This is a genomic window from Luteimonas padinae (genome assembly GCF_014652935.1).
Lineage (GTDB): Bacteria > Pseudomonadota > Gammaproteobacteria > Xanthomonadales > Xanthomonadaceae > Luteimonas > Luteimonas padinae.
In genome coordinates, this window is sequence record NZ_BMZT01000015.1 from 1 (window position 1) to 15,631 (window position 15,631).

General features: G+C 71.6%; 12 protein-coding genes. 2 read left to right on the forward strand and 10 right to left on the reverse strand.

The annotated features are described in order from the left end of the window. Window positions 1–235 precede the first annotated feature (235 nt). From IE168_RS13875 to IE168_RS13905, 7 genes are all read right to left on the reverse strand, one after another. Window positions 236–610: a hypothetical protein gene (locus IE168_RS13875; RefSeq protein WP_189499299.1), complete on the reverse strand. Its 375-nt coding sequence runs from the start codon at window positions 608–610 to the stop codon at window positions 236–238. Then, entirely contained in the window at window positions 607–1,158 is a 552-nt protein-coding gene (locus tag IE168_RS13880; protein ID WP_189499301.1) for a bactofilin family protein, read from the reverse strand. Before IE168_RS13880 ends, IE168_RS13875 begins: the two co-directional genes overlap by 4 nt. A gap of 285 nt (window positions 1,159–1,443) precedes the next feature. Beyond that, window positions 1,444–3,051 (reverse strand): carboxyl transferase domain-containing protein, encoded by a 1,608-nt coding sequence (locus tag IE168_RS13885; protein ID WP_189499303.1) that lies wholly within the window; start codon window positions 3,049–3,051, stop codon window positions 1,444–1,446. Window positions 3,052–3,099: 48 nt separating this feature from the next. After that, window positions 3,100–3,528, reverse strand: coding sequence for a hypothetical protein (locus tag IE168_RS13890; RefSeq protein ID WP_189499305.1), 429 nt, complete (start codon window positions 3,526–3,528; stop codon window positions 3,100–3,102). Between the two features lie 73 nt (window positions 3,529–3,601). Then, window positions 3,602–3,991, reverse strand: coding sequence for a hypothetical protein (locus IE168_RS13895; protein WP_189499307.1), 390 nt, complete (start codon window positions 3,989–3,991; stop codon window positions 3,602–3,604). A 131-nt stretch (window positions 3,992–4,122) separates the two neighbouring features. Next, window positions 4,123–4,461, reverse strand: coding sequence for a hypothetical protein (locus IE168_RS13900; RefSeq protein WP_189499309.1), 339 nt, complete (start codon window positions 4,459–4,461; stop codon window positions 4,123–4,125). 123 nt (window positions 4,462–4,584) lie between these two features. Then, a complete protein-coding gene (locus tag IE168_RS13905; protein ID WP_189499311.1) occupies window positions 4,585–5,760 on the reverse strand; it encodes a thiolase family protein in 1,176 nt (391 codons plus the stop codon). A gap of 166 nt (window positions 5,761–5,926) precedes the next feature. Between IE168_RS13905 and IE168_RS13910 the strand changes: the two genes are divergently transcribed. Further along, window positions 5,927–8,764: an autotransporter serine protease gene (locus IE168_RS13910; protein WP_229823599.1), complete on the forward strand. Its 2,838-nt coding sequence runs from the start codon at window positions 5,927–5,929 to the stop codon at window positions 8,762–8,764. Between the two features lie 215 nt (window positions 8,765–8,979). Here the strand turns inward: IE168_RS13910 and IE168_RS13915 are convergent, their stop codons facing one another. From IE168_RS13915 to IE168_RS13925, 3 genes are all read right to left on the reverse strand, one after another. After that, window positions 8,980–10,137, reverse strand: coding sequence for an isovaleryl-CoA dehydrogenase (locus IE168_RS13915; RefSeq protein ID WP_189499313.1), 1,158 nt, complete (start codon window positions 10,135–10,137; stop codon window positions 8,980–8,982). Window positions 10,138–10,246: 109 nt separating this feature from the next. After that, on the reverse strand, window positions 10,247–11,350 hold the full coding sequence (locus IE168_RS13920) for a Glu/Leu/Phe/Val dehydrogenase (RefSeq protein ID WP_189499315.1): 1,104 nt from the start codon (window positions 11,348–11,350) through the stop codon (window positions 10,247–10,249). A 344-nt stretch (window positions 11,351–11,694) separates the two neighbouring features. Further along, the gene (locus tag IE168_RS13925) at window positions 11,695–13,290 is read right to left on the reverse strand and encodes a phospholipase D family protein (RefSeq protein ID WP_308430365.1); all 1,596 of its coding nucleotides are present in this window, start codon (window positions 13,288–13,290) and stop codon (window positions 11,695–11,697) included. A 199-nt stretch (window positions 13,291–13,489) separates the two neighbouring features. Between IE168_RS13925 and IE168_RS13930 the strand changes: the two genes are divergently transcribed. Then, the gene (locus IE168_RS13930; protein ID WP_189499317.1) at window positions 13,490–15,583 is read left to right on the forward strand and encodes a C1 family peptidase; all 2,094 of its coding nucleotides are present in this window, start codon (window positions 13,490–13,492) and stop codon (window positions 15,581–15,583) included. Window positions 15,584–15,631: the final 48 nt, after the last annotated feature.

Genomic DNA, 15,631 nt, shown 5'->3' on the forward strand with positions numbered 1-15,631 from the left:
TGCCTCAAGGAGCATGCGACCTCCCCGGGACATCCCACCACCCGGCCAGATGGTCAGGCAGGGATAACGTACAAGGAGCAGCTATAGCTGCGACCGTGGGTGCGGGTCGCAGCCATAGCTGTTCGTACAGGGACCGGGGGTGCGGGTCGCAGCTATAGCTGCTCCTACAGAGACCCGGGGCAGTGCGGGGATCGCGGCAGTGCGGGGACCCCGGGCACCGGCGCTGCGGGCCAGGCTAGTGGCGGGAGCGGGAGTTGGGGCGCTTGGGCATGCGGCGCATGTCGTTGGTGGGCGTCAGTTCCACCGCCAGGGTGAAGGTGCGCGCATCGCCGGGATGGATCGCCCCGACGCCGACCACCTGGTGCGAAACCTCGTTGCCTTCGTCGTCGCGGATGGTCAGCACCACCGAGTATTCCCAGGCGCCGCCTTCGGACGGGTGGCGGATCTCCCCCTCCACCTGCAGCGCGCGGGTGGTCTCGACCGTCTGCGCCTTGTCGTCGAAGCGCAGGTAGTGGCGGCACGAGGGGCAGACCGTCGCGCTGTCCAGGATGGTGGTCTTGCAGTGGGGGCAGGCGCGGGTGGCGCCTGCCTGGCCCGGGCGCTGGCTCACTTGACGACGTCGAGGCCAGCCTGGTCCTTGCTGTCCTTCTGCGCCTTGTCGTCCTTGCCCTTGGCGGCGCCGGCGTCGTCCCAGCCGCACTCGACGTGGCCGCGGATGCGCGAGCCGGCGGCGACGGTCAGCGTGCCGGCCTTGACGTCGCCCACCAGCACCGCCGAGGGCTGCAGGTCGACGCGTTCGGCGGATTCGATGTTGCCTTCCAGCTCGCCGGCCACGGTCACGCGCCTGGCGCGCACGCCGCCGTTGAGGCGGGCGCCGCCGTCGATGACGAGGTCGCCCTCGACGTTGACGTCGCCCTTGAACTTGCCCGCGATGCGCACGTTGCCGCTGCCGGAGATCTTGCCTTCGATGGTGAGGTCGGATGCGATCACGGATTCACGGGCCTGCGGGGCCGCGGGCGCCGCCGGGCGCTGGGTGGCCTGGAACGGGGCTTCGGCGGGTTCGAACGAGGCGACCGCCGGGCCCTGGTCGCGCGCGGGGGCGGCGGAGTCCTTGAAGGGCAGGTCTTTCTTGGCGGAGCCTTGCGGGAAGATGGACATGGGGCGGTATTCCTCGGGACGGGCGGCGGACAGGGGAGGCCGACGATAGCACGCGGGCGTCTTCACATGACTGTGATGCGGCTCACCGAATCCGAAGCCTGACAATGACTTACGGATGCATCTTCGGTGATCGCCCAGCCTCTCTGCCCGTCTGCCTGTCTGCCCGACTGCCTATCTGTAGGAGCAGCTAAAGCTGCGACCAGGGTCTGGCAGCCAGCGGGGTCGCAGCTGTAGCTGCTCCTACATCGGGTCCAGCAGTCGCCGGGGTCGCAGCTTTAGCTGCTCCTACATCCGGAAGACGCCGAAGCGGGCTGGTTCGATGGGCGCGTTCAGCGATGCGGAGATGCCCAGGCCAAGCACCCGCCGGGTGTCGGCGGGATCGATGATGCCGTCGTCCCAGAGGCGGGCGGTCGAATACCACGGGCTGCCCTGGTGTTCGTACTGCTCGCGGATCGGGGCCTTGAAGGCCTCCTCTTCGTCCGTGCTCCAGTCGCCGCCGCGGGCCTCGATGCCGTCGCGCTTCACCGTGGCCAGCACGCTGGCGGCCTGTTCGCCGCCCATCACGCTGATGCGCGCGTTCGGCCACATCCACAGGAAGCGGGCGCCGTAGGCGCGGCCGCACATGGCGTAGTTGCCGGCGCCGAAGCTGCCGCCGATGACCACGGTGAACTTCGGCACGCTCGAACACGCCACGGCAGTGACCATCTTCGCCCCGTCCTTGGCGATGCCGGCGTTCTCGTACTTCCTGCCGACCATGAAGCCGGTGATGTTCTGCAGGAACACCAGCGGGATGCCGCGCTGATTGCAGAGCTCGATGAAGTGCGCGCCCTTGAGCGCGCTCTCGCCGAACAGGATGCCGTTGTTGGCGACGATGCCCACCGGATAGCCGTGCAGGTGCGCGAAGCCGGTGACCAACGTCTTGCCGTAGCGCGCCTTGAACTCCTGGAACTCGCTGCCGTCGACGATGCGCGCGATCACCTCGCGGATGTCGAAGGGGCGCCGCGTGTCCTTCGGCACGATGCCGTACAGCTCTTCCGCCGCGAAAAGCGGTTCGACCACCGGGCGCGTGGCCACCGGCAGCACCTTGCGGCGGTTGAAGCTGCCGACGATGTCGCGGGCGATCTGCAGCGCGTGGCGGTCGTCCTCGGCGAAATGGTCGGCCACCCCGGACACCGAGGTGTGCACGTCGGCGCCGCCCAGCGATTCGGCATCGACCACCTCACCGGTGGCCGCCTTCACCAGTGGCGGGCCGCCGAGGAAGATCGTGCCCTGCTCCTTCACGATGACGCTCTCGTCGCACATCGCCGGCACGTAGGCGCCGCCCGCGGTGCAGCTGCCCATCACCACCGCGACCTGCGGGATGTTCTCCGCGCTCATCCGCGCCTGGTTGTAGAAGATGCGGCCGAAGTGCTCGCGGTCGGGAAACACCTCGTCCTGCAGCGGCAGGAACGCGCCGCCGGAGTCGACCAGGTAGACGCAGGGCAGATTGTTCTCGCGTGCCACGTCCTGGGCGCGCAGGTGCTTCTTCACCGTCATCGGGAAGTAGGTGCCGCCCTTGACCGTGGCGTCGTTGGCCACGACCACCACTTCGATGCCCATCACCCGGCCGATGCCGCAGACCATGCCGGCCGCGGGCGCGGCGCCGTCGTACATCTCCTCGGCGGCCAGCGGCGCGATCTCGAGGAAGGGCGAGCCGGGGTCGAGCAGGGCGGCGATGCGCTCGCGCGCCAGCAGCTTGCCGCGCGCGGTGTGCTTGTCGCGAGCCTTGTCGCCGCCGCCGTCCGCGGCCCGCGCCAGCCGCGCGTCGAGCTCGTCCACCAGCGCGCGGTGGAAGGCGACGTTGTCCTGGAACTCCTGCGAGCGGGGATCGAGGCTGGACTTCAGTGCGGGCATGCGTGGACCGGTGCGGCTTCAGGGCCGCCCAGCATACCCGCAGTGGGATCAGTCGCCGCCGTCCTTGTCGTCGTCGTTGTAGCCGGCTTCAACCGCGTCGCTGGCGACGGGTGCGCGTTCGTACTGGTTGGAATTGTCGTCGCGGGTCGCGCCCTCGGCACCGGCCACTTCGGCGGCGGCCGCGTCGCTGGCGTCCTGGCCGGTGGCGTCGATGGCGACGGTCTCGGCCTCGGCGGCGTGGCGGCCGCCTGCGACGGCGGGGCCGCTGGCGCCTGCGGTGTTCGCTTCGACGGTGGCGGATGGTGGAGCGCCGGTGGCGACGCCGGCCGTGTCCGCCGGATCAGCAGCGCCGGTGGCGTCGGCGGGCACCGTGGGCCGGTCGTGGCCGTCATCGCCATCGGCGACGGGATCGTGGTTGGTGCATGCGGCCAGGGCGAGGCCCAGCGGCAGCAGGATCAGCAGCGAGCGGATGTCCATGGAGTCCTCCCGATGGCGCCGGGGCGCCGAAGCGGACGGCCCGCCGTGGCGGGCCGTCCTGGTGTCGCATGAATCAGTTGCGGACGTCTTCGGCGGCCTTGTCGGCGGCGTCGGAGGCCTTCTCGAGCGCGTTGGACGTCGCCTCGCGGGTGGCGGCTTCGGCCTCGGCGGCGGCGGCGCGCGCTTCCTCGCTGGCGTTCTCGGCGGCGGCCTCGACGTTGGCGGCGGCCTCGGCGGCAGCGGCCTCGGCTTCGGCGGCGGCGTCGCGGGTCGCGGCGGCGGCGGCATCGGCACCGGCTTCGGCGGCGTCACCGGCGGCGACGGCGGCGTCACGTGCGGAATCGCCGGCACGCTCCATCGCGGCCTCGGCCTCGGCAGCGCTCTGGTCGGTGGCGGCGTCGTTCTGGCAGGCGGCCAGCGCGAACACGCAGGCGGTGGCAAGCAGGGCGGTCTTGATCTTCATGGTGTCGATCCTCTCTGGTGGTGGAACCGCGTCGCGGCCCGGTTGGCAGCAGACGGCTGCCAGTAGATACGGAAAAGCCGCTGGAGATCCAGCGGCTTCCCGGTTTCACATCCGATGGTGCCGAGCAGTGATTACTGCTCGACGGCCTCGTCGGCAGCCTCTTCGGCGGCGTCGGCGGCGTCCTCGGCAGCGTCGGCGGCGTCCTGCGCCACGTCGGCGGCGGAGGCTTCGGCCGAGCCTTCGACAGCGGCAGCGGCGTCGGCGGCAGCGTCGGCAGCGGCGTCGGCGGCGGCAGCGGCGCTGTCGGCAGCCGAGTCGGCGGCGCTGGTGCCGGCCAGCGCGGCGTCGGCGGCGGCCTGGTCAGCGGCCTCGGCGGCGTCGGCGGCGGCGTTGTTGGCCTGTTCCTGGTTCGAGCAGGCGGCCAGGCCCAGGCCCAGCGCCAGCGCGATCAGCAGCTTGTTCATGCTCATTGTTGCTTTCCTCGTCGTGGAATTTGGAGAACGCACGGAAGTGCGCCGCATATCATGAGGGCAAGCCCCGGACGGCTGTCAAGCGCTGGTTTGAACCGGCGCCGTCAAGGCCGTGTCAATCGTTCAGGCGAGTTCGATCGCGATCGCGGTCGCCTCGCCGCCGCCGATGCACAGCGAGGCCACGCCGCGCTTGCCGCCGCGCGCCTGCAGCGCGTGCAGCAGCGTCACCAGCAGGCGCGCGCCGCTGGCGCCGATCGGATGGCCGAGCGCGACCGCGCCGCCGTTGACGTTGAGCCGGTCGTGCGGGATGCCCAGGTCCTTCATCGGCGCCATCGCCACCACCGCGAAGGCCTCGTTGACCTCGAACAGGTCGACGTCCTCCACCTTCCAACCGGCCTTGTCCAGCACGTTCGCCATCGCCTTCACCGGCGCGGTGGTGAACCATTCCGGCGCCTGCGCATGGGTGGCGTGGGCGACGATGCGCGCGAGCGGCTTGACGCCCCGGGCCTGCGCCTCGTCGGCCGACATCACCACCGCGGCGGCGGCGCCGTCGGAGATCTTCGACGACGAGGCGGCGGTCAGCACGCCGTCCTTGCCGAAGGCCGCGCGCAGCGTCGGGATGCGGTCGAGCGCGATCCTGCCGGGCTCTTCGTCGGTGTCGACCACGGTCTCGCCCTTGCGGCCCTTCACCGTCACCGGGACGATCTCGTCCTTGAACGCGCCGTCGGCGATCGCGGCCTGCGCGCGGCGGGCGCTCTCGGCCGAGAACGCGTCGAGCGACTCGCGGTCCATGCCGTACTGCGCGCAGGTGGCATCGCCGAACACGCCCATGGCCTTGCCGTCGTAGGGGTTGGTCAGGCCGTCGAAGGCCATGTGGTCGAGGAACTCGGCGCTGCCGTAGCGGATGCCGGTGCGCGAGCCGTTGAGCAGGTGCGGCGCATTGGTCATCGACTCCATGCCGCCGGCCACCACCACCTTCGCCGAGCCGGCCTTGATGATGTCGTGCGCCAGCATGATCGCCTTCATGCCCGAGCCGCAGACCTTGTTGATGGTGGTGGCGCCCGCGGCGTCGGGAATGCCGGCCGCGCGCGATGCCTGCCGCGCGGGCGCCTGGCCGAGGCCGGCCGGCAGCACGCAGCCCATGATCACTTCGTCGACCTGGTCGGCGGCCACGCCACCGTGGGCGAGCGCGCCGCCGATCGCCGTGGCGCCGAGGGTCGGGGTGGGGACGCCGGTGAACTGGCCGAGCATGGAACCGATGGCGGTGCGCTTGGCACCGACGATGACGACGTCGGTCATGGTGGAGCTCCGATGGACATGTGCGGCCATTATCGCACTGCAGCATGCGTCCGCCATCGGCCATTCGTCCGGGACGCAGTGCCCGCTTGCGGGCCTCCCCACTTGGCCCGCCGCGCGTTTTCCCGTATCAGTCCACTGCTTGCCAACCGCTCGGGGAGAGACGGACATGTCCACGACCAACCACCGCCGCAGGATGCCGCTGTCCCTGCCGTTCGCCGCGCTCGCCACGGCCATCCTCGCCGCCTGTGGAGGCGGCGGTGGAGGCGGGGGCAACCTCCGGCCCGATCCGCCGCCGGTGGCGCCGCCCCCGGCCACGCCACCGCCGGTGGTCGGCACGCCCGATCCGGCGTACAGCGGGCACATCGAGCAGACCAACACGGCGCCCGCGCACGCGGCCGGCCTGACCGGCGCCGGCTACCGCATCGGCATCGTCGACAGCGGCGTGAACCGCGAGCATCCCGCGTTCGGCGACCGTGTGGTCGACAACCTCACCTACATCAGCGGCAACGGCAACAACCTCTCGGTGGACGACGTGGTCGGCCACGGCACCGCCGTGGCGCAGGCCGCGGCCGGCCAGCCCTTCGGCAACTGGCCCGGCGGCATCGCACCGGGCGCGGAGATCGTCTCGGCGCGCATCATCAACGACAACCCGCCCGAGGACGACGGCTCGGGCGAGGGCAACGAGGTCGATGGCCCGCTGGGACTGGCCGGCATCCACGACGACCTGATCGCGCGCGACGTCCGCATCATGAACAACTCCTGGGGCGGCCTGTACTGGACCAACCCCAACGCCACCGCGGGCATCGCCTCGGAGTACCGGCGCTTCATCCTCGACAACGACGGCCTGGTGGTGTTCGCCAACGGCAACTCGGGCTTCGACGATCCCTCCGACATGGCGGCGCTGCCCAGCCAGCCCGGCCCGAACGGCAGCCTGCCGGCGGCGGAGCTGGAGCGCGGATGGATCGCGGTGTCGGCGCTGGACCGCGACGATCCGACCCAGCTGGCCGAATACTCCAACGCCTGCGGCATCGCCATGGACTACTGCATCGTGGCGCCCGGCTCGGTGGTGGTGACCGGCACCGACAATCCGCCGGACGCCCCCGACTACTGGCGCTGGGCCGGCACCTCGCTGGCCGCCCCGCTGGTCTCCGGCGCCGCGGCGCTGGTGTGGGAAGCCTTCCCGTACTTCGACAACGACGCCGTGCGCCAGACCCTGCTCGGCACCGCCACCGACCTCGGCGCGCCCGGGGTCGACGCGGTGTTCGGCCATGGCGCGCTGGACGTCGGCAGGGCCGTGCTCGGCCCGGCGCGCCTGGACTGGGGCGACCTCGAGGTCGGCTTCAACGGCGGCACCTCGACCTGGGGCAACGACCTGTCGGGCGACGGTGGCCTGGTCAAGCGCGGCACCGGCACGCTGGTGCTCGAGGGCGATGCCGGCAACGCCGGCGGCCTGGTCGTGGCCGGCGGCACGCTGCAGGTGGACGGCGCGGTCGCCGGCGACGTGCGCGTGGACGCCGCCGGGCGCTTCGGCCTCGGCACCGGCGTGGACGGCAGCATCGACAACGCCGGGCGCGTCGACCTGCGCGGCACCGCGGCCGGCAGCACCCAGACGGTGACCTACGTCGACGGCGACTTCCTGCAGCGCGACGGCGCCACCTTCGCGGTGGAACTGGGCCAGCGCATGGACGTGGCCGGCCGCGTGGACATCCTGGGCGGCGACCTGCACGTCTCGGGCGTCAAGCCCGGCTACACGGCGACGCGGCGCCAGGACCTCGTCAACGCCGCCGGCGGCCTGACCGGCATGTTCGACGAGCTCACCTGGGGCAGCGGCATCTTCCTGCAGGGCACCCTGCGCTACGGCCCGGACCACATGTGGCTGGACATCGTCCGCCTCGACGTGGCCGCCACCGTGGCCGCGTTCGGCCAGGTCGCGCCGGCGGCGCTGGCGTCGGCCGAGCGCGTCGAGCGCGCGTTCCGGGTGCTCGACCGCCAGCAGCAGGAAGGAACGCCGGCGGCCAGCGGCTTCATCCGCGTCGCCGGCGAGCTGCAGCAGGTCGACAGCGCCGCGCGCGCCACGCAGGCGCTGTCCAGCCTCTCGGGCGAACTGCACGCCACGTCGGTGGCGATGACCCTGGACACGATCGACATGGGGCGGCGCGCGCTGTCGTCGCGCTTCGAGGCGTTCGACGGCGGCATGCACGGCGCCGGCGTCTGGAAGCGCGGCCTCGGCGGCGGCGGCGAGGGCGGCTTCGCCGGCCGCGGCTTCGCGCTGGACGGCTGGATGATCGGCAGCGACAGCGCCCTCGGCAACGGCCGCATCGCCGGCTTCGCTTTCGGCGAGGCGCGCGCGCACGGCCGCGTGGCCGGCCTGGGCGACCGCTCGCACGACCGCCAGACCTCGGCCATGGCCTACGCCGGCCAGGTGCGTGGCGATGCCTGGCTGCTGGCCCAGGTCGGCGCCGGCCGCTTCGAGCGCGACATCGAGCGCCGCCTGTTCGCCGGCGACCGCATGGCCGGCGTGTCCAGCCGCTATGCGGGCGACTACAGCGCGGCCAGCGTGGAGGCGGGCTACCGGTTCCAGGCGGCGGGCTTCGCGGTGTCGCCCTATCTCGGGGCCGAGCACGTGCGCCTGCGCAGCGACGGCTTCAGCGAGGGCGGCGCGGACGGCTTCGGCCTGCGCGCGGATGCCTGGGAGGCCGAGCGCAGCCAGGCGCTGGCCGGCGTGCGTTTCGAGCGCGCGTGGAAGGGCCTGCGCCTGCATGGCTATGGCGAGTGGCAGCAGACGCTCGCGGCGAGCGGGTTCGACCTGCAGGCCGGCTTCGTGGGCGTGGACGCCTGGGCGCCGCTGCCGGGGCATGACGCCACGCGTTCGGGCGGCGTGTTCGGGCTGGGCCTGCAGTCGTGGGTGGCGCGCGACGCGCGCGTGGGCTTCGGCTACGACCAGCGCTTCGGCCCACGCGGCAGCGACCGGATGGTGTCGCTGCGCTACGTGCAGGGGTTCTAGCGGCACGCGCTCCGCACGGCACATTCCCCTGTCCCGCCTCTCTGTCCCGCCTCTTGTAGGAGCAGCTATAGCTGCGACCGAACGTTCCGGTCGCAGCTGTAGCTGCTCCTACGGGAAGGGGTGCTGCGGGTCGCAGCTGTAGCTGCTCCTGCTGGGAGAGGGGCTGCGGGTCGCAGCTGTAGCTGCTCCTGCAGGGAAGGGGGCGGGGGGCTGGCTCAGCTCCGGCCTTCGAACAGCTCGCGGCCGATCAGCATGCGGCGGATCTCGTTGGTGCCGGCGCCGATCGCGTACAGCTTGGCGTCGCGCAGGATCCGGCCGGTCGGGTACTCGTTGATGTAGCCGTTGCCGCCCAGTGCCTGGATGCCCTCCAGCGCCACCTGCACCGCGGCTTCCGAGGCGTGCAGCAGGCAGCTCGCCGGGTCGATGCGCGAGCGGTGGCCGGCGTCGTAGTCGCGCGCCACCTGGTAGGCGTAGGCGCGGGACGACTGCAGCGCGGTGTACATGTCGGCGATCTTGCCCTGCATCAGGCCGAAGGTGCCGATGGCGGCGTCGAACTGCTTGCGTTCGCGCACGTAGGGCAGGGCGGCGTCCAGCGCGGCCTGCATCAGGCCGATCGGCCCGCCGCTCAGCACCAGGCGCTCGGTATCCAGGCCGGACATCAGCACGCGCACGCCCTGATTGACCTCGCCCAGCACGTTCTCCGCCGGGATCCCGCAGTCCTCGAACACCAGCTCGCAGGTGTTGGAGCCGCGCATGCCGAGCTTGTCCAGCTTCTGCGCGGTGCGGAAGCCCTTCATGCCGCGCTCGACGATGAAGGCGGTCATGCCGCGGCTGCCGGCCTCCTTGCCCGCGGTGCGCATGTAGACGATCAGCACGTCGGCCTCGGGGCCGTTGGTGATCCACATCTTGTTGCCGTTGGCGACCCAGACGCCGTCGCGCAGTTCGGCGCGGCAGGCCATCGAACCGACCACGTCGGAGCCCGCGCCCGGCTCGCTCATCGCCAGCGCGCCCTTCCACTCGCCGCTGCACAGCTTCGGCAGGTACTTCGCGCGCTGGGCGTCGGTGCCGTTGTGGTGCAGGTTGTTGACGCAGAGGTTCGAGTGCGCGCCGTAGCTCAGGCCGATCGAGCCCGAAGCGCGCGAGATCTCCTCCATCGCCACCAGGTGGGCCAGGTAGCCCATTTCGCTGCCGCCGTATTCGCCCGGCACGGTCAGGCCCAGCAGGCCCATCTCGCCCAGCTTCGGCCAGAGCTCCTGCGGAAAGGCGTTGTCGCGGTCGACGGCCTCGGCGATCGGTGCGATCTCGGCCTCGGCGAAGCGGCGCACGGCGTCGCGCAGCGCGTCGAGTTCTTCACCCAGCGGGAAGGTGCGCATCTCGGGTCACTCCATGGTCCTGGCGCCGGCGCGTCCTGCGCGCGGCGCGGTGTTTCGCAAACAACGACGGGGCGCCAGGCCCCGTCGTCGTGTCACTCGTGTCGCGATGTCAGGCGCCGCCGCGGATGCGGCCGTGGAAGCGCGGCGTAGTCCGGCCCATCGGCAGCTTCAGCTTGCCCATCACGTCGATGCGCTCTTCGGCCATGCGGTCGGCGGCCTTGTAGGTCGGGATGCCGTCGCGCTGCGCGATCTCGAAGATGCGCGTCAGGTTGTGGTAGATCGTGCGCATCTGGCGCATGGCGCGCTCGCGGTTGTAGCCGGTCATCTCCAGCGCCACGTTCATCACGCCGCCGGCGTTCACCGCGTAGTCGGGCGCGTACAGGATGCCGCGCTTCTCGACCTCGTCGCCGATCGCGTTGGTGGCCAGCTGGTTGTTGGCCGAACCGCAGATCACCTTGGCCTTCAGGCGCGGCAGGGTCTCCTCGTTCACGGTGCCGCCCAGCGCGCAGGGCGAGTACACGTCGGCGTCGACGTCGTAGATCTCGTCCAGGCCCACGGCCTCGGCGCCATACTCGGTCACGGCCTTGTCGACCAGCTGCTGGTTGATGTCGGTCACGAAGATCTTCGCGCCGCGCTCCTTCAAGAGCTTCACGTATTCCATGCCGACGTGGCCCAGGCCCTGCACGGCGTAGCTGTACTTGCCCACTTCCTCGTCGCCGAACTTCGCGTTCAGCGCGGCCATCAGGCCCTGCAGCGAGCCGTAGGCGGTGAACGGCGAGGGATCGCCCGAACCGCCGTGGACCTGGTGCACGCCGGTGACGAACTCCGTCTCCTTGTAGACGTGCTCCATATCGTTGACGTCGATGCCGACGTCCTCGGCGGTGATGTAGCGGCCGCCCAGCGACTGCACCGCCTTGCCGAACGCGCGGAACAGCGCCTCGGACTTGTCGGTGGCGGGGTTGCCGATGATCACGGCCTTGCCGCCGCCGATGTCGAGGCCGGCCACGGCATTCTTGTAGGTCATGCCGCGCGACAGGCGCAGCACGTCGTTCAGCGCGTCCTGCTCGCTCTTGTACGGCCACATGCGGGTGCCGCCCAGGGCCGGGCCCAGCACGGTGTTGTGGATCGCGATGATGGCCTTCAGGCCGGCGTCCTTGTTGTGGCAGAACACGACCTGCTCGTGGCCGTAGGTATCGAGGTGCTCGAAGATCATTCGGGACTCCGCAGCCGGCTCACCATCCCGCGCTGGGCGCGGAGCGGCCGGTGGTTTGGGTGGGGTGCTGGGTTGTACGGCCGCCGGTGCGCCGGACACGGGTCCGGGAGGGCGACAGGCGCGGCATTCTACGCCCCCCGCGCCGCGATTTCCCGTGCCCGCCCGTACGGCGCTCATGCTGCAAAGCAGCATGAGCCGCGAACGCAGCGAAGAGATGTAGGAGCAGCTATAGCTGCGAATGGCGAATGGCGAATGGCGGGTGGCGGGTGGCGAATGGCGGGTGGCGGGGGTGCGGGTCGCAGCTGTAGCTGCTCCTACGCAGGGGCGGGTTTCGGCGGGTGGGGTCAGAGTTGGGATTCGAGGGGGAGCCAGCGGAAGATCCAGGCCTGCAGGCGGCGCCAGCGGCTGGCGTCGGGCTCGCGGTGCAGCAGGCGCGGTGGGTCGGCGGCGGCGTCGAGCCAGGCCAGGTCGCCTTCGCCGTCCAGGCCCACCTTCCAGCTCAGTCCCGGTCCGGCCAGGTGCAGGTATTCCGCGCGCAGGTCGGCGGCCAGGCCCGGGTCGTCGAAGAACACGCCCATTTCCGTGTTCAGGTATGCCGAGCGCGGGTCGAGGTTGTAGGAGCCGATGAAGCCCCGGCTCGCGTCCACGAGGAAGGCCTTGGTGTGCAGGCTGGCGCCGCTGCTGCCGGCCGCGGCCGCGCGCGGGCGCACGTTCGCGGGGGCGGCGGCGTCGGCGTGGTTGACCGCCGCCTCGGGCCGCAGTTCGTACAGGTGCACGCCGCCCTCGAGCAGGCGCTTCCGGTACTTCGAATAGCCGCCGTGCACCGCCGCCACGTCGTTGGCGGCCAGCGAATTGGTCACCACGCCCACGTGCACGCCGGCGCCGGCCAGTTGCACCAGCAGGTCCGAGGTGTCCTCGCCGGGCACGAAGTAGGGGGAGACCAGCAGCGCGGCCTCGCGCGCGCCGCGCAGCGCCTCGTCGACCCGCCCGACCAGCCAGTCGCCTCCGTCGTCGCCCCGGCGCTTCACCGGCGGGTCCGAGACCACGCGGATGCGGTCGCTCCAGTGCGGCGCCAGCGACTGCTGCAGGTAGGCGCGCACCGTCGGCGAACCCTCGACCCGTTCCATGTAGCGGCGCGCCTCCGCCGAACGCGCCTCGCCGCCGATCGCCTCGACCGTGGCGCGGATGTCGTCCAGTCCCAGCGTGCCCAGGTCCGACAGCGGCACCACCGCCTCGCTGTTCCAGAAGGCATCGAAGATCTCGCTGGCGCGCTCGACCTCGGGTCCGAACAGCAGCAGGTCGAGGTCGTGGAAGTTGCTGGCGTCGGACGCGCTGAAGTACTCCAGTCCGACGTTGCGCCCGCCCACGATCGCCACCCGGCCGTCGGCGATCCAGGCCTTGTTGTGCATGCGGTGGTTGAGGCTGAAGCCGCGCTGCAGCATCTCCAGCAGGCGCGCGATGCCGTCGCGGTTGCGGAAGGGGTTGTACAGCCGCACCTCGATGCCGGGATGGCCGTCGAGCACCAGCAGCGGCGTGTCCTTGCCGCCCGCGTTGATGTCGTCCAGCAGCAGGCGCACGCGCACGCCGCGCTCGGCGGCCAGCCACGCCTCGCGGGCGAGCAGGCGCCCGGTGAGGTCGTCGTGCCAGATGTAGTACTGCAGGTCGAGGCTGCGCCCGGCCTGGCGCGCCGACATCGCGCGCGCGGCGAAGGCGTCGATGCCGTCGACGAGGGTGATCGCCCCGGTCTTGCCGGGATTGCGCGCCAGCAGCGGACCGAGTTCGCGGTCGAGCGCGGTGTGATCGTCGGCGACGGGCAGGGCGTACGAGGGCCGGCCGGTATTGGGCGGCGTGAGGTGGTCGGCCAGCAGCAGCCCGCTGCCGACCAGCATGAGCAGCGAAAAGCCTCCCCACAGCACGATGCGCCGCGCCCGACTGATCAAGCCCCGCTCCCCATTCTGCCGACCCCACCATTGTAGGAGCAGCTATAGCTGCGACCCCACCCCGCGACCATCCCCCACGAGCATTGCCCGCGCCCCGGACGCAACGGCCCCGGGGCTTGCGACGTCGCGCGGTCGCAGCTATAGCTGCTCCTACAGGGGATCACGGTGTGTTTCGGGTCATCCGAGGAGGGTCCACCGCATGGCCGCCACCCGCGCCGCTGCACCGCCGGCGATCGCCGGCTTCGACGCAGGCGTCCGCCGCGTCTTCGACGCGCGGCCCGACACCGCCGACTTCCGCGACCGCATGTTCGAGCCGACGCTCGTCGACGTGCCCACCGAGTCGCCGCTCGAACACTTCCTCGCCCAGGGCGTGCCTGTGCTCGACCAGGGCAGCGACGGCGCTTGCACCGCCTTCGGCCTGGCCACCGTCGCCCACGCCCTGCTGCGCCGGCGGCGCCCGCAGCCCGACACCACGCCGGTCAGCACGCGCATGTTCTACGACATGGCCCGCCGCTACGACGAGTGGGAGGGCGAGGGCTACTCCGGCTCAAGCTGCCGCGGCGCGATGAAGGCCTGGCACCGCCACGGCGTCTGCTCCGAAGCGCTGTGGCCATACGTCCCGGGCCTCGCCCTCGAGCCCTACACCGACGAACGCGCCCGCGACGCCCTGCGCAACCCGCTCGGCGCCTACGCCCGCGTCAACCACAAGGACCTGGTGGCGATGCACGCCGCCTTCGCCGAAACCGGCGTGCTCTACGCCTCGTCGGCCGTGCACGAGGGCTGGGATGCGCCCGCCGCCAGCGGCCGCATTCGCTGGACGCAGCAGCCGGTGCTGGGCTGGCACGCCTACGCCATCGTCGGCTACGACCGCGGCGGCTTCTGGCTGCAGAACTCCTGGGGCGAGGGCTGGGGCCAGCACGGCTACGGCTGGCTGGGCTACGACGAATGGCTCGAACGCGGCACCGACGTCTGGGTGGCGCGGCTGGCGGTGCCGGTGGAGCTCGAGCGCGCCAGCTCCGCGGCGGTCAGCAATTCGCCGCTGGGCCGGCAGTCGGTGGGCTATTCGCAGGCCGACCTGCGTCCGCACGTCGTCAGCCTCGGCAACAACGGCGCGCTGCGCTGCGAGGGCCGCTTCGCCTGCACCAAGGATGACGTGCGCAACCTGGTGCGCCGCGACATGCGCGCGATCACCGCCGGCTGGAAGAAGAAGCGCGTGCTGCTCTACGCCCACGGCGGCCTGGTGGACGAGGACGCCGCCATCCAGCGCGTGGCCGATTTCCGCCAGACCATGCTGGCGCAGGAGATCTACCCGCTGTGCTTCGTCTGGAAGACCGACCTCTGGACCACGCTCGGCAACATCCTGCGCGACGCCGCCCGGCCGCGCACCGAGGGCGTGTTCGACCGCGCCAGGGACCTGCTGCTCGACCGCATCGACGACACCATCGAGCCACTCGCCCGCGCCATCGGCGGCAAGGCGCTGTGGGACGAGATGAAGGAGAACGCCACGCTGGCCACCACCGCGGTGTCGGCGGCGGTCGGCGGTGGCCTCGTCGAGAACGGCGGCGCGGCCCAGGTCGCGCGCCTGGTCGACGAATGGCGGCGAGAGGACCCCGACGTCGAGATCCACCTCGCCGCGCACAGCGCCGGCTCGATCCTGATGGCGCCGCTGCTGCAGCTGCTGACGCGCCCCGGCCAGGTCATCGGCGGCCCGGCGCACGGCATGCTCGGCATGGGCGGCCGCGTGGCCAGCCTGAGCCTGTGGGCGCCGGCCATCGACATGGACACCTTCATCCAGGCCTGCATGCCGGCGATCGAATCGCGCGCGGTCGAGCGCGCCGCGCTGTTCACGCTCACCGACGCCGCCGAGCAGGACGACCACTGCCTGCGCATCTACAACAAGTCGCTGCTGTACCTGGTGGCGCGCGCGTTCGAACGGCAGCCGCGCAACTGGATCGACCGCCGCCTGCGCCAGGGCACGCCGCTGGCCGGCATGGCGCGCTTCATCCAGGCCGCCGACCCCGCCGACCAGGCATGGGGATACGAGCGCGTGCACAAGGCGATCGCCGACGGCCGCCTGGACTGGGTGCAGTCGCCCAACGACCGGCCGCACGGCGATGCCGGCGCCGCGCGCGCCACCACCCACGGCGGCTTCGACGACGATCCGGCCACCGTGGCGGCGCTGGTGGCGACCATCCTCGGCAAGCGCCGCAGCGGCGCCCGCGTCGGCCTGCACGCCACCGCGCCGGCGCGCGCACGGCGGCGTGCACGCGTCGCCGACGCGCTCGACGATTGAAGATGAACACGTTCAGGCGGCGTTCCGGCTGGTGGCCGCTGGCCGGGG

Excerpts from the sequence above, each read along its gene's own strand:
- IE168_RS13900 (WP_189499309.1), bottom strand. The coding sequence starts at position 4,461 with ATGAGCATGAACAAGCTGCTGATCGCGCTGGCGCTGGGCCTGGGCCTG.
- IE168_RS13930 (WP_189499317.1), top strand. The coding sequence starts at position 13,490 with ATGGCCGCCACCCGCGCCGCTGCACCGCCGGCGATCGCCGGCTTCGAC.
- IE168_RS13915 (WP_189499313.1), bottom strand. The coding sequence starts at position 10,137 with ATGCGCACCTTCCCGCTGGGTGAAGAACTCGACGCGCTGCGCGACGCC.
- IE168_RS13880 (WP_189499301.1), bottom strand. The coding sequence starts at position 1,158 with ATGTCCATCTTCCCGCAAGGCTCCGCCAAGAAAGACCTGCCCTTCAAG.
- IE168_RS13920 (WP_189499315.1), bottom strand. The coding sequence starts at position 11,350 with ATGATCTTCGAGCACCTCGATACCTACGGCCACGAGCAGGTCGTGTTC.
- IE168_RS13905 (WP_189499311.1), bottom strand. The coding sequence starts at position 5,760 with ATGACCGACGTCGTCATCGTCGGTGCCAAGCGCACCGCCATCGGTTCC.
- IE168_RS13890 (WP_189499305.1), bottom strand. The coding sequence starts at position 3,528 with ATGGACATCCGCTCGCTGCTGATCCTGCTGCCGCTGGGCCTCGCCCTG.
- IE168_RS13895 (WP_189499307.1), bottom strand. The coding sequence starts at position 3,991 with ATGAAGATCAAGACCGCCCTGCTTGCCACCGCCTGCGTGTTCGCGCTG.
- IE168_RS13910 (WP_229823599.1), top strand. The coding sequence starts at position 5,927 with ATGTCCACGACCAACCACCGCCGCAGGATGCCGCTGTCCCTGCCGTTC.
- IE168_RS13885 (WP_189499303.1), bottom strand. The coding sequence starts at position 3,051 with ATGCCCGCACTGAAGTCCAGCCTCGATCCCCGCTCGCAGGAGTTCCAG.